This is a genomic window from Stenotrophomonas sp. YJH_SMC_36, from assembly GCF_059369935.1.
The window spans coordinates 702679-713304 of sequence record NZ_JCAFTD010000001.1 but is presented as its reverse complement, the minus strand read 5'-3'; the positions used below and the strand labels follow the sequence as shown (position 1 = coordinate 713304).

At 63.9% G+C, this 10626-nt stretch carries 18 protein-coding genes; 4 read left to right on the top strand and 14 right to left on the bottom strand.

Annotation, left to right across the window (positions count from 1 at the left end; genetic code table 11):
* Together AC5P76_RS03190 and AC5P76_RS03185 are read right to left on the bottom strand one after the other, a co-directional pair.
* On the bottom strand, positions 1 to 2088 hold the full coding sequence (locus tag AC5P76_RS03190) for a phage terminase large subunit family protein (protein ID WP_495222644.1): 2088 nt from the start codon (positions 2086 to 2088) through the stop codon (positions 1 to 3).
* Positions 2063 to 2566: a DUF1441 family protein gene (locus tag AC5P76_RS03185; protein ID WP_253118722.1), complete on the bottom strand. Its 504-nt coding sequence runs from the start codon at positions 2564 to 2566 to the stop codon at positions 2063 to 2065. The genes AC5P76_RS03190 and AC5P76_RS03185 overlap by 26 nt, the downstream gene beginning before the upstream one ends.
* A 263-nt stretch (positions 2567 to 2829) precedes the next feature.
* Between AC5P76_RS03185 and AC5P76_RS03180 the strand changes: the two genes are divergently transcribed.
* Positions 2830 to 3039 carry a YegP family protein gene (locus tag AC5P76_RS03180; protein WP_253118721.1) on the top strand — a complete coding sequence of 70 codons (210 nt, stop codon included), beginning with the start codon at positions 2830 to 2832 and terminating at the stop codon, positions 3037 to 3039.
* Between the two features lie 47 nt (positions 3040 to 3086).
* On the opposite strand, the gene AC5P76_RS03175 is transcribed toward AC5P76_RS03180, so the two are convergent.
* Genes AC5P76_RS03175 through AC5P76_RS03160 form a run of 4 tightly spaced genes read right to left on the bottom strand, consistent with a single transcriptional unit; the run spans position 3087 to position 4957 of the window.
* Complete coding sequence (locus tag AC5P76_RS03175) at positions 3087 to 3359, bottom strand: hypothetical protein (protein ID WP_253118720.1); 273 nt, start codon at positions 3357 to 3359, stop codon at positions 3087 to 3089.
* A gap of 1 nt (position 3360) precedes the next feature.
* Complete coding sequence (locus AC5P76_RS03170; protein WP_253118719.1) at positions 3361 to 3843, bottom strand: hypothetical protein; 483 nt, start codon at positions 3841 to 3843, stop codon at positions 3361 to 3363.
* Positions 3840 to 4283 (bottom strand): hypothetical protein, encoded by a 444-nt coding sequence (locus tag AC5P76_RS03165; RefSeq protein ID WP_253118718.1) that lies wholly within the window; start codon positions 4281 to 4283, stop codon positions 3840 to 3842. The genes AC5P76_RS03170 and AC5P76_RS03165 overlap by 4 nt, the downstream gene beginning before the upstream one ends.
* 8 nt (positions 4284 to 4291) lie before the next feature.
* Complete coding sequence (locus AC5P76_RS03160) at positions 4292 to 4957, bottom strand: glycoside hydrolase family 19 protein (RefSeq protein WP_495222643.1); 666 nt, start codon at positions 4955 to 4957, stop codon at positions 4292 to 4294.
* Between the two features lie 207 nt (positions 4958 to 5164).
* On the opposite strand from AC5P76_RS03160, the gene AC5P76_RS03155 reads away from it, so the two are divergent.
* Positions 5165 to 5620: a hypothetical protein gene (locus AC5P76_RS03155; RefSeq protein WP_495222641.1), complete on the top strand. Its 456-nt coding sequence runs from the start codon at positions 5165 to 5167 to the stop codon at positions 5618 to 5620.
* A gap of 50 nt (positions 5621 to 5670) precedes the next feature.
* Positions 5671 to 6258 carry a hypothetical protein gene (locus AC5P76_RS03150; protein WP_495222640.1) on the top strand — a complete coding sequence of 196 codons (588 nt, stop codon included), beginning with the start codon at positions 5671 to 5673 and terminating at the stop codon, positions 6256 to 6258.
* A 26-nt stretch (positions 6259 to 6284) separates the two neighbouring features.
* Here AC5P76_RS03150 and AC5P76_RS03145 read toward each other — a convergent pair whose 3' ends face one another.
* The 3 genes from AC5P76_RS03145 to AC5P76_RS03135 are packed head-to-tail and all read right to left on the bottom strand — an operon-like array spanning position 6285 to position 7345.
* Positions 6285 to 6713: a hypothetical protein gene (locus AC5P76_RS03145; protein ID WP_495222639.1), complete on the bottom strand. Its 429-nt coding sequence runs from the start codon at positions 6711 to 6713 to the stop codon at positions 6285 to 6287.
* Complete coding sequence (locus tag AC5P76_RS03140) at positions 6703 to 7122, bottom strand: hypothetical protein (protein WP_495222638.1); 420 nt, start codon at positions 7120 to 7122, stop codon at positions 6703 to 6705. Before AC5P76_RS03140 ends, AC5P76_RS03145 begins: the two co-directional genes overlap by 11 nt.
* Positions 7112 to 7345 carry a hypothetical protein gene (locus AC5P76_RS03135; protein ID WP_495222637.1) on the bottom strand — a complete coding sequence of 78 codons (234 nt, stop codon included), beginning with the start codon at positions 7343 to 7345 and terminating at the stop codon, positions 7112 to 7114. The genes AC5P76_RS03140 and AC5P76_RS03135 overlap by 11 nt, the downstream gene beginning before the upstream one ends.
* Positions 7346 to 7568: 223 nt before the next feature.
* Here AC5P76_RS03135 and AC5P76_RS03130 point away from each other — a divergent pair, with 223 nt between their 5' ends.
* Positions 7569 to 8225: a hypothetical protein gene (locus tag AC5P76_RS03130; RefSeq protein WP_495222636.1), complete on the top strand. Its 657-nt coding sequence runs from the start codon at positions 7569 to 7571 to the stop codon at positions 8223 to 8225.
* A gap of 98 nt (positions 8226 to 8323) precedes the next feature.
* On the opposite strand, the gene AC5P76_RS03125 is transcribed toward AC5P76_RS03130, so the two are convergent.
* From AC5P76_RS03125 to AC5P76_RS03105, 5 genes are read right to left on the bottom strand one after another with little or no spacing between them, the layout of a single operon-like run.
* Positions 8324 to 8527 carry a hypothetical protein gene (locus tag AC5P76_RS03125; protein ID WP_495222635.1) on the bottom strand — a complete coding sequence of 68 codons (204 nt, stop codon included), beginning with the start codon at positions 8525 to 8527 and terminating at the stop codon, positions 8324 to 8326.
* Entirely contained in the window at positions 8524 to 8901 is a 378-nt protein-coding gene (locus tag AC5P76_RS03120) for a Ref family recombination enhancement nuclease (RefSeq protein WP_495222634.1), read from the bottom strand. The genes AC5P76_RS03125 and AC5P76_RS03120 overlap by 4 nt, the downstream gene beginning before the upstream one ends.
* Positions 8901 to 9095, bottom strand: a complete 195-nt coding sequence (locus tag AC5P76_RS03115; protein WP_005418745.1) for a hypothetical protein — start codon at positions 9093 to 9095, stop codon at positions 8901 to 8903. The genes AC5P76_RS03120 and AC5P76_RS03115 overlap by 1 nt, the downstream gene beginning before the upstream one ends.
* On the bottom strand, positions 9092 to 9754 hold the full coding sequence (locus tag AC5P76_RS03110; RefSeq protein WP_495222633.1) for a hypothetical protein: 663 nt from the start codon (positions 9752 to 9754) through the stop codon (positions 9092 to 9094). The genes AC5P76_RS03115 and AC5P76_RS03110 overlap by 4 nt, the downstream gene beginning before the upstream one ends.
* Positions 9744 to 10625, bottom strand: a complete 882-nt coding sequence (locus AC5P76_RS03105; protein ID WP_495222632.1) for a helix-turn-helix domain-containing protein — start codon at positions 10623 to 10625, stop codon at positions 9744 to 9746. The genes AC5P76_RS03110 and AC5P76_RS03105 overlap by 11 nt, the downstream gene beginning before the upstream one ends.
* Position 10626 lies beyond the last annotated feature (1 nt).

Sequence of the window (10626 nt, the reverse complement as noted above, 5' to 3'; positions counted from 1 at the left end):
TCAGCGTCCCAGGTACTTACTGCGAATGACGCGGCGCGGTCGTGCGCGCGGCGGAGGTGGCGGTGCCACGTCATCCGCCCTCACGTCAGGGTTGTCGTCCCATGCCGCGGCCCAGGCCGGCGGCGATTCCCACTTGATTGCCGGCACCTTCAGCCAGAGCGCCATGCCCTCGTCATAGCCGCACAGGTCAAACGCCTCGTTGCGACGTCCGGCCAGGTTCTTCCAGCCATTGGCCGTCCGCGACTCGGCTGTCAGCTCGGCGTAGAACGCCTCGGGTAGCCAGTCCGGGAAGTGGTAGTAGCCCGGACCTGGCTCAGCGCGCTTCACGTTGGCGTCGACGGTGTCCTTCAGCCGGTCCACGTTGAGCAGCAGCTGCGGCACATCGCCCTTTGAGCCTGACTTGCGATCCTTTCGCTTGCTGCTGTCCGGGTAGGTCTCACGGAAAAGAGGACCCTCTCGGCGAGCCTCACCCTTGATCAGCCTGACTCTGGCATGCAGCTTGCGGGCCTTGAGCGAGCGCCAGAACTCCAGGGCGCGCACCGATGTGCCCGACTTTCCGCCCCAGTCGATTCCAGTGGCATACACAGGCATGCTGCGGCCGGTGCCGTCGGCCAGCGGATAACGGCGGAGGATGACCTTCTCGACCAGCCGCTCCCAGTCTTCCAGGTACTTCGGCGGGTCCAGAGGAAGGAAGCCGCCCGAGCCGTCTTCACGCTTTGAGGTGCGAAGGGTGAAGTAGTCGACAACCCACCGTTCCAGCTGGCCAGACTCGTTGATTCCGAATCCGAGCACCAGCACCACGAACCGGTTCCCCTGTACGTCGACCGCACCCAGCAGGAAGCGAACACCCGGCGGGACGGTCCCCTTCGGCCAATCCTCCGCCCGCTCCTGCAGCTCCGATGGATCGCTGGCAGAGCGGGCGGCCATCGGGACGTAGTTGATCGCGCCGTCGACGTTGTGCGTCGTCTTCAGGGGCCGCTCTTCGCCAGTGGTCGCGAAGGTGCGCAGTGCTTGAAGGTAGCGCTCTACCAACGATTCCCAGGACTGGTACGCGGCTGCTACACCGCCGAGCCAGAAACTGGCTATGCGCGCCTGCGGCCGCTCTCCGGTGACTGTGCCGTCGGCGTGCACCACCTGCCCTTCGGCCGCCCAGACGCCGGCGCGATTCATGCCCTCCTTCCACCGATGCTCCAGCCCAACGCCACAGTTCGGGCAGTGCAGCATCGAGTAGCGCCGCGCCATCTTCTGCACGTCGTCCAGTACGACGCGCTCGAGCAGTTCCTCAAGCGGAGGCAGCGCGAAACCCTCGTAGCCCGGCGCCGCCTGAAACCGCTCCCCGCATTCTGGACAGGGCCAGTACCAGCGCCGCCGGTCTCCACGGGCATACAGCGCCGCAATCCCGGCAGCCGGCGGACCTTGGTGGGGGTGGTTCTGCTTCCAGGCACCGTCGGTGTAATCAGTCGCCGGGCTGGACTCGGCTACCACCATGCCGGCGGACATGTAGGTCTGCGTGCGCTTCAGCGCCAGGCCGAAGCACTCATCGATCGCCAGGTCGCCGGTGTAGTTGTCCACGTCCGTCATCAGCACGTCGTGGATGTCCTTGCCCGACAGCACGGAGACCGATGGCCATCCCATGCGCAGCGACATGCCCGACCGGAAGAACTTCAGCAGGATGTTGTCGTCGTGTGCCCTCGGGCTGAGCCTCGATCGCAGTTCGGGGCTGGCGGCGATGCTGCGCGCGATGCGTGTCTTGCTGAAGTCCTCTGCAGCATCCTTGGACATCTGCACAACCATGGCGTCGGCCGGGTTGCACGTAATCAGGTATGCCAGCCGAGCATCGATCAGCGAGATCGTCTTGCCCGAGCGTGCCGGCCCGACGAACACCACGGCCTCGAAGTGCCGACTGCCTGTCGAATCCAGCGGCTCGACCATGTAAGGCGTCGTGTCCGGGTCCCAGGAACCGGCCGCGCCAGCAGCGTTCGCGACCTGCAGGACCTTCGCGCCCTCGCTGACCCTGATCCGTCGTGGCGGTCGGATCATCTCGGCAACACCGAGGCGGACGCTACGCGCTGTCGCGTATGTCGTCATCGGTGATTCCCTCGTACATGGACTGACGCACCCGGTCGCATTCGTCCTGGACCTTCACAACCTGCTCGGGCGTGAGCCCGGCCTTGCGTTCGAGCACGTCCGGCAAGGTGTCAAAGAACTGGACGACCTTCTTCACCAGCTCGGCATAGTCAGACTCGACCTCGGCCGCTGGCACCAGCTGCCCGGTCGTGGTCTCCACCTTCAGTCGCTCGTTCTCCGACTGGTAGTACGCCCGCCGCTCCATCGGTGGGAGATCGCGCGGATCGACCACGCCCTCCGGGCCGATCGCGGCGCCGCCTACGGCGACCAGCGCGGGCGCAGCATCGGCCAAGCGGTAGACGTCATGACCGGCGCGCTTCGTCAGCGGCGGGACACCCGCCTCCTTGAGCCGCTTACTGGCCGTCCGACGGTCCATGCCGAACTCATCCGCCAGGCGGGCCACGGACCAGCCTTGAGTGAATTCGCGGATGTCAGCCATGTCCTACCCGATGCACAACCTATTCAGGCAAAAATTTGCGGTTTCTCCCGAGAAAATCCGCGAAAACCATGGCCTGTGGTGGATCACCCTGAAGGCCGAAATACCGTCTTTGACCGGGGTCCGAATCCCCCCCGGTAGGTGCGATCCCCGTCAGGGGCCCCGCCCACACGATGTCCACAGGTTATCCACCGGGTTTCCCGTGGCGAGGCCCGCTCGCGGTCCAATACATTCGCCTCGACCACTCCGGTCATAAGGAGAACGACGTGGCAGCCATTGCTAAGCAGTTCGTTATCTACAAGGACACAGCAAATGAGTTCCGTTGGCGCCTGTATGCGCAGAACGGGAGAGTCGTCGCGGATAGTGGTGAGGGCTACAAGAACCGAGCGGATTGCGTGCACGGCGCAAGGCTCGTGGCGTCCGTCGCTACTGGTGCACTGATCTGGGACGCAGACAACGAGGTCTGGATCGACTGACCTAGGAGGCGGCGATAGAACCGCCGCCTCCATTCTGCTCCGCTTCCCTACTGCCCAACCGGCTTTCCCTGAATCTGGTCGATAGCGTCGAACTGTGCCTCGTATTGCTGCAGGCATCGCTTCCGACCGTTGCTCACGTCAAACACCGCCGATTGCGGTGCCTCCTTCACCCACTTGCAGCGCTTGCGCAGCTTGGGGTCGACTGGGACGTAGGTGGCCACCTGGACCCTGATGACGGCTGCCGGCGGCGGATTCGGCTTGGTAGGTGCGGCCTGGCACGCAGCCAGCAGCGCCGCGGTAGCAACCACAATTACGCGCATGTCAGTATCCCTTCAGTTCCGGGCAGGCGGAATCGAGCAGCTCCAGTGCTGCCTTGCATGTATCGGGCCGCTGTTCATAGCGGCTGCGCCAGGTGGAAGCCTCCTTCTCGGACGCTTCGACCTTGCCGGCCAAGGCCCGCAGTGCCTCGGCGCTCTCGTCCCGCAGGGCTTGCAGCTTCTCGGCTTCCGCCCTCAGTGCGGCGGCGACCTCGGCCAGGCGCTGATCTCGCGTATCCACGTCGGCCTGCAGTCGGGCGGCATCAGCCTGCCAGTCGGCACGGACCTTGATCACTTGGGCGCTCAGGTCGCGGATCTTCTGTTCCTTCTCCCAGGCAGTCAGCCCGGACACCATGCAACCGAAGGCCAGCACAGCGCACACCAGCTTGACCTTGCTTCCGGGCTTGCCCAGCCACTCCAGCGCGTCGGCAGCAGCGCCGACGATCAGCTTCCACAGTGCGCGAAAGAATCGAATCAGTACGCTCATGCTTTATCGCCTCCGATCGCACCGGTGGCCCGCTCCACCATGCGCACGTAGCCGGGCAAGAGCCGGCGGATGAGAACACCGGAAAGGCCGGCCAAGGGCAGCTGCGGGGCGCCCGCCAGCGCCGGCCAGATGGACGCGGCAACGGCGATGACCCAGGCGGCCACGATCGCGTAGGCGACGACCGCCACAGCCAGGGCGGCCCAGCGCGCGGCCGTCTGCAGGAGGCGATGACCCCGCCGGCGGCTCGCGTCTGCGGCCACCCGCTCCGCGTCCTTCTCCGGCAGCAGCAGGACACCGATCAGCGCTCCCGCCATGGCAACCAGCAGCACGGACTGCGGTACGCCGAGGATCACTCGTTCGGCCTCACGCAGCGCATCAGCTGTCGCCGGTGCCACAACAGCCGCGGTGAACGTCGCGACGATGGTCTTGAGGCTGCTCACGGGCTCAGTCACGCGGCCAACACCTTCAGCGCGCGCGCATAGCGCGCCCTGCGATCAGCGGCGCCTGTCTGGCTGCCGTTCACCCGGTCGGTAATCTCGTCGAAGCGTCCGGCGTCAGCCAGCTTGTTCAGGGATCGGGCATCCCAGAATGCACCGGCCGCCAGTGCGCCCCATTTCGGCTGCTCCAGCGCCTCGGGTTGGGCCTCAAAGTCCGGCACGCCCTTGATGCCCTTCGCCCGCAAAGCGTCGCGGATGGCCGCATAATTGGCACGGCCGGTGTTCTGGATGGGACCACGGCCGCGATAGCGGTAGCCATCGCCACTCGCCTCCGAGCCGTTGCCGAGACGGTTGGCATACGCGTTGTTGCCGATCATGACCGGCTTCCGCTCCAGCGCGCGCGCCAGGTCGTTCGGCTTCCTCGGCTTGGCCTTGGGGTCAACGGCGTAGCGGCCGGGCCAGGTGTCGGCCATGCCCTGCGCACCGTAGTTCAGGTTCTCGACGGTCCGGGTCAGGCTCGCCGACTCATGACCGACCTGCGCCAGGAACGCCGCCACTCGCTTCGGGGTGCTGATGCCGAACGCCGTGCAGGCGTCGGTCAGGGGCTGGGCCCACTGGGCGGCCACGGCCGCACTGCAGCCGACCGCCTGCTGAATTGTCGAGGCGGTCAGAAGCATTAGATCCTCCAAAAGAAAAGCCCCTGAACTTCGTTCAGGGGCTCCTATGGCATAGTTGCACAATTAGAGCAGCGCAGGTGTCACCCGTCAAGTGGCCTCGTGCCTTATGCCCTGTCGTCGCGGATTCAGACATCGACATGAACAGTAAATTAACAAAATCACGTCAAGTTCATGTAAATTCTGCCGAAATTTCAGGGGACGAAGTACGTGGCAAAAGGGAAGCACACGCCGACACCACCGCGGCCAGACATTGTTCAAGTCATCCGTGAGAACGAGCGGCTGAAGCAGAAGCTGTCCAGCCGTCGAACTTCTCAGGTGATCAGCAGTCTAACCGAGCTAGGAAAGTGGATGATCGCCGGAGCAGTCATCGTAGCGTCCGTCTACTTTCTGGCCGGCCAGGTGACCAAAGTCGACGCGAAGCTTGATCTAGGCAGCTCGATCGGCGATGCACTGAAGGAAGTTGTTACGAATCTCTGGATTCATCTGTTCTTGATGGTCGGACTGCTCGCGTCCACACGAAGCGCAGCGCGCTATCGACGCATCAACAAGTCTCTGGTGCACCAAGTGTCAGAGAAGACAAAGAAGCTGGAAGAGATGAAAGACCCAAAGAGATCATCAAGCAACTTGGGCACGGACGGTGAAACCCACGAGGGGGACAGGTAATGGTCACGATAGTACTAATCACAACCGGTCTTCTATGTATCGCTCTCGTCGTGAAGGCGGTTTTCTTCGATTACTCGGCATCCGCTATCGCACTTGCTCGTCATGACCTTTTTAGGATCCGAGACCGGCTTTTTGAGATTGCAGCGTCCGGCGAACTAAAGTTCGACGACCGGCCGTATCTCGCAGTTCGCGCACTGATCAACGGGTACATTCAGTACGCTCATCGCCTCACCTTCAGCCAGGTTGTAATGACCAAAGTCTTGATGGCCTGGAAGGGGCAGAAATCCGATGGAATCAATTGGAGCAAGGAACTAAGCAAGCTTCCCGAGCCAGTGCGAGACCAAGTGAACGAAGTACTCCACGCCGCCATTGTCACCATGCTTCGTTTGATGGTTACGAGATCGCCGGTTCTGAGTGCCGGATTCATCTGCTTTGTGGTAGCTCGCCTTTCTTCGGCGGCTTGGCAGAAGGCGGTCGACCGGGTACGCAATACGAAGCCAGCGGAGATGACGGCGTCCGAGGCTGCCTACGAAGATGTGCTAGCCCACAAGCCTGGCCGCGCGTTTGTTTTTGTCCTGTCATCGGAGGCACGAAGAGTCAACCGATCTCAGTTCCCTTACGGACTGCAAGCAGCTTGACGAAAAGGGCCCGTATGGGCCCTTTTTTATGCAGCTCGACTTAGGACCGACATCATTCCATAAATGCGGTCCTCTCCCCTTCTGACCATTTCGAGATAGCCCCTTACGGTTACTGGAGGCTCTCCCAGGTTGGTCAGCAAGAGAAGGCAGGTCTCGTAACGCTCCACCTTCTTCCGTCCCATCCCGCAGTAGTATGCGCGCAGAACGCATGCCATCCCGGGGTTGGTTCTCGCAATCTCTGCGACAAGGTCCTCGATAAGCTGCGCCCGCGAATCACTGTCCAGAGGCTTGTAGCCCTGCGCTCTGCCAGGCATGTCTCCCTTGTGCTCAATCAGGACCGCGAGCAGGTTCTTAGACTGGTGGCCTAGATAGTCGCAGTCCCTGTGAAGGGCGAACTCCCGCCCCCAGTGCTCAAGCTGCGCTCGGACGTACGCTCCAAAAGTGTCAATCTGCATCGATGTTCTCCCCTTGCTGAGGGTTCGCCGCCTCCGGCCCGCCCGTAATCCGCACCACCACCTGGCCGCCCGGCCGGCGCTCGCTGCTCACAACCGGGTGGCTGATGAACCGCTTGTCGTCGATGCCCAGAACCTGGGCGATGCCGTCCCGGTACGCCTTGAACCGCCCCAGCATGTTGTCGTCGTCCGGCAGCGCCTTCCCCGGCGCCTGGTGGAAGCTCACCCACAGGTGCAGCTTCCCCGCCGGCAGCTGCAGCGCGCGCCAACCCGCCTCGTGCGCCAGCACCACCGCCGTCTGCCGCGCATGCTTCGTGGCCTTGGCCTTCCTGCTCCAGTGCACCCGGCCATTCTGAGACAGGTCCTTGCTTGGCCAGGGCAGTACCAGCTCCAGCGCGCGGTCAGCCTGCATGGGCGGCCTCGCTCTGCCCCATCGCCTCGCGGAAGGCCGCCCGCCACCGGAACGCCGTCGCCCTGCTTACCCCGAAGTCCGCCCGAAGCTGGGCAACCGACGGGATGCGGTTGCCGTACATACGGACCATCCGCAGGACAGCCGTGAGCGTGATGTTCTGGCGGCCCCACTCCGGCCAGCCAGGCTCGCGGCTGGAATGCTGTTCCGTCGACTTGGGGCTCATGGGGTCACCTCGGCCCAACCGGTGCCTGTGGCAGCGCACAGCTCCTCCAACACCACGGAACAACCGGCGGTCCTCCGCAGCCACCGGCCGGCGATTCTCACAAGTTCGCCGTGAGTTCTGGGGCCACCAGTCATCGAACGCCCCCAACGGAGCTGGGACTGGCGGCCTCGCTACCATCCGATAAGATCCCACAACCTACGGCGCCTAAAGGCTTCGCATAACCATGGAAAGGCTTTTCAACGGCATATACCTGAGCGTCATGATCGTGGTGGGCTTGGCGGCTGGCTTTTTGATGTCGGCGCGCTGGCCGCCCGGAATGTCCCCGGACCAAACACTGACCGTCGCGGCTGCAGTCATAGCGGCGCTTGGAACCTGGGCTGTGGGCATAGGAGCCATGCACTTTGCTGAGGCATCGCACAAGCTGCGCTTGGCGGAAGTAAAGAAGGCGGAGGAAGCAGAGTTCATCCAACTTAGGAGTCAACTCATCAACTGCCAGCTCGCTCCGCAACTCTACGACAAGATCGTCAAGAACGGGGGTCCCGGGCTTATGACGGCTGAGGCGCGTCACACAGCTCTCCACGCCATTCTCAGCTTGACGCCGGCGCAACCGATAAGTGTCACACCCACCTTGGCAGACAGGGACCGCGCACTGGGGCATAGCATTGACGTGGGTGCAGCAATGTTGCGTGTTGGTGCGATGCAGTTCATGGAGCGGTTTCCGATCACCAGCTCTCACGACGCGAAAGGAATGGCAGAGAATTTCGACCACGTGATTGGGCAGGCACGGAGTCTGGCTGCCCATGCGCGCAAGCTCGGCGATGCGCAAGATGCAGCGCGCGGAATCAAACCAACCCCGTCCAGAGACACTGATGTCGGATAGTCTGAAGTCATCGTGACAGCTTGCGGACCCATCAATTTGTGCTTCTTCGGCCGTCGACAGCCCGCGATGCTCTGCGCCAGAGATAGTTGTCTTCAAGCTCACGCTACCTGCTCCCAACTGGCGCGCAGGTGCTGCACCCGCCCGGCGCGCGCCTTGAATTGCTCCACCGTTTCCGCCACTCGATCGGCGATCACACGCGCCTGGACGCGCTTGGGCCGTGACACCGTTTTGTGGTCCATCCGCCGCTCGCGTGGCGCACGCTGGGGATTGATCCTCGGCGCCATGGCCTTCGTCCTCTTCATGCTGCCGCCCTCAGTTCGTTGATGTAGGTCTGGTTTGCAATCAGCTCGTCGTCGGAGCCGTATGTCTCGTGGAAAGTCCGCGAGCCGTCCATCAGGCTCGGGCCATAGATCTGGCGCATCGTTGCGAAGGTGTTCCCCTCCATTGGATGCCGCATGTGGTGCCACTTGCAGAGGGCGTAGCCAAACAGGTGACCTCGCCGCAGGTTCCCGCTCTTGGCGTGGTTGTAGTCGCAGCCGTAGACCACCAACTCCGGCTCCAGCAGCTGCTGCATCTGGAGCGACAGACAGGCCATGCACGGGCCCGTCTTTGCCAGCTCCATCCGCACCCTTTCCTCTCGGGTAGGAGGAGGCCCTAGAGAAAGCGACCACCACATCAGCGCAACTCCGGGATCGGGCCGGCATAGCGGGTGATTGGGATCCGCCGCATGCCATCGCGCCAGACAGTCATCCCGCGCGTCGCGTAGACCACCAGCGGCTTGATCCCGTAGCCGTAGGCCAGATACCAGCCCGCCTCCGCCACCGGCTCGCTCACAGGGCGCACTTCGACGTTGAAGTGGTCGGGGCTCATGCTGCTTTGCCCCCCAGCAGCACCACGATCTCGGCCAAGCGCGCACGGGTTCGGTCATCCGCTGTCGGCGATGCCTCAACCGTTCCGGCCAGCAGCGCCAGCGGGTTGAAGGCTGGGGTGGCGGGCGGAAGTGCCAGGTACTCCGCCACCTGTTCCTTCAACAGCTGGCCAGCAGCAACCGCCTCTCGCAGGACGCTGTCCCGACCGGACACATCGCCGCCAAGGGACAGCTGGTAGGTGGCGGTCCTGTGTGCAGCGCGCGCCTCCTTCACCAGCCGGGTGTACACCTCCAGAAATGCCGGCCGCGCTGCGATCTTGTCGCCCGCCTGCATCAGCGGCAGCGCCGCCGCCCACGCATCGCGGGTCTGCTCAGTCCACACCACCGTCGCACCTTCGTCGGCGGCGCGGATCGCGTTGGCCCACGCCTCATTCGGTGCTGGGTGGCCGTCCTCGATGCGCTCCAGCACCGCAGCCAGCGACAGCCGCCCTTTCAACTCTCGGCGGCACGATGCCAGCGCGCGCTCCAGCATCGGCAGCGGGTACTGCGCCAGATCCGCAACCATGAACACGGCGGCGCTCGGGCTGATCCGGTCGCCGATCACCTCGGCGGTTGCTACCAGCAGCTCGACCAGCCGCTCCTGCTCGAAGTCATTGAGCATGGCTGGCCCCCTTGATCTTCCGCAGCAGTTTCTTGGCCTCTTCGACCGCGTTGGCGTTCGACTGCGTCTGGTCCTGCTGCTGGGCGCTGGCCTGCGTCATCTGGCGGCCGGTGACCCACTGCGTGCGGTATGCCTCGCACTTCGCCAGCAGCGAGCCCAGGTCGTGCATGTTCTGCACCACGTAGCGCTCGTTGACGGTCAGGAACCACGCGGCGACGAGCGGTGCCTCGCTGTGGCCCAGCCGCTGCACGATCTGTCGGACGTTGGCGTTGACCTTCGCGTTGCGGACCGGCGCAACACCGTGGCGGTCGCGGTAAGCGCTGGCGTAGGCCACCCAGGTGGCCCGGCAGGCCGCCTGCAATTCGGTCTCGGAATCCACTGCCGGCAGGCCCGCCGGAGATGACGGTTCTTCTGACGGTTCATTGAGGGTTATATGACGGTTAGGCGGCACGGGGCGCACCCCCAGACCTGCGCCCGGTGCATCCCCTCCTGCATGGGGCGCATCCCCTCCTGCATCGGGCGCACCCCCTGCATGGGGCGCACCCCCTGCGCCCGGTGCAGTACCTGCTTTCCCCGCCTTGCGGCCGGCCTTCGACGGCGCCGCGGCCTTGTCGAAGCTGGCGGGGGTTACCTTGTAGACCGTGCTGCTGTTAAACCGGCGGTCGCGGGTCAGCAGGCCCACGGTTTCCAGATGATCCATCGCGGTCCGCACAGCGCGCGCGGACATGCAGCAGCGCGCGGCAATGGTGCCCACCGCCGGCCAGCACACGCCGTCGTCGTTTGCCTGATCGGCCAGCGAGATCAACACCGCCTTCTGCGTGACGCTCAGGCCCTGCAGAGGCCAGCACTGCGACATGATGATGGTCGACATG

Coding starts and splice junctions, on each gene's coding strand:
- AC5P76_RS03185 (WP_253118722.1), bottom strand. CDS start 2,566: ATGGCTGACATCCGCGAATTCACTCAAGGCTGGTCCGTGGCCCGCCTG.
- AC5P76_RS03190 (WP_495222644.1), bottom strand. CDS start 2,088: ATGACGACATACGCGACAGCGCGTAGCGTCCGCCTCGGTGTTGCCGAG.
- AC5P76_RS03115 (WP_005418745.1), bottom strand. CDS start 9,095: ATGAGCCCCGACCACTTCAACGTCGAAGTGCGCCCTGTGAGCGAGCCG.
- AC5P76_RS03140 (WP_495222638.1), bottom strand. CDS start 7,122: ATGCAGGCTGACCGCGCGCTGGAGCTGGTACTGCCCTGGCCAAGCAAG.
- AC5P76_RS03105 (WP_495222632.1), bottom strand. CDS start 10,625: ATGTCGACCATCATCATGTCGCAGTGCTGGCCTCTGCAGGGCCTGAGC.
- AC5P76_RS03110 (WP_495222633.1), bottom strand. CDS start 9,754: ATGCTCAATGACTTCGAGCAGGAGCGGCTGGTCGAGCTGCTGGTAGCA.
- AC5P76_RS03160 (WP_495222643.1), bottom strand. CDS start 4,957: ATGCTTCTGACCGCCTCGACAATTCAGCAGGCGGTCGGCTGCAGTGCG.
- AC5P76_RS03175 (WP_253118720.1), bottom strand. CDS start 3,359: ATGCGCGTAATTGTGGTTGCTACCGCGGCGCTGCTGGCTGCGTGCCAG.
- AC5P76_RS03125 (WP_495222635.1), bottom strand. CDS start 8,527: ATGAAGAGGACGAAGGCCATGGCGCCGAGGATCAATCCCCAGCGTGCG.
- AC5P76_RS03130 (WP_495222636.1), top strand. CDS start 7,569: ATGGAAAGGCTTTTCAACGGCATATACCTGAGCGTCATGATCGTGGTG.
- AC5P76_RS03145 (WP_495222639.1), bottom strand. CDS start 6,713: ATGCAGATTGACACTTTTGGAGCGTACGTCCGAGCGCAGCTTGAGCAC.
- AC5P76_RS03135 (WP_495222637.1), bottom strand. CDS start 7,345: ATGAGCCCCAAGTCGACGGAACAGCATTCCAGCCGCGAGCCTGGCTGG.
- AC5P76_RS03170 (WP_253118719.1), bottom strand. CDS start 3,843: ATGAGCGTACTGATTCGATTCTTTCGCGCACTGTGGAAGCTGATCGTC.
- AC5P76_RS03120 (WP_495222634.1), bottom strand. CDS start 8,901: ATGTGGTGGTCGCTTTCTCTAGGGCCTCCTCCTACCCGAGAGGAAAGG.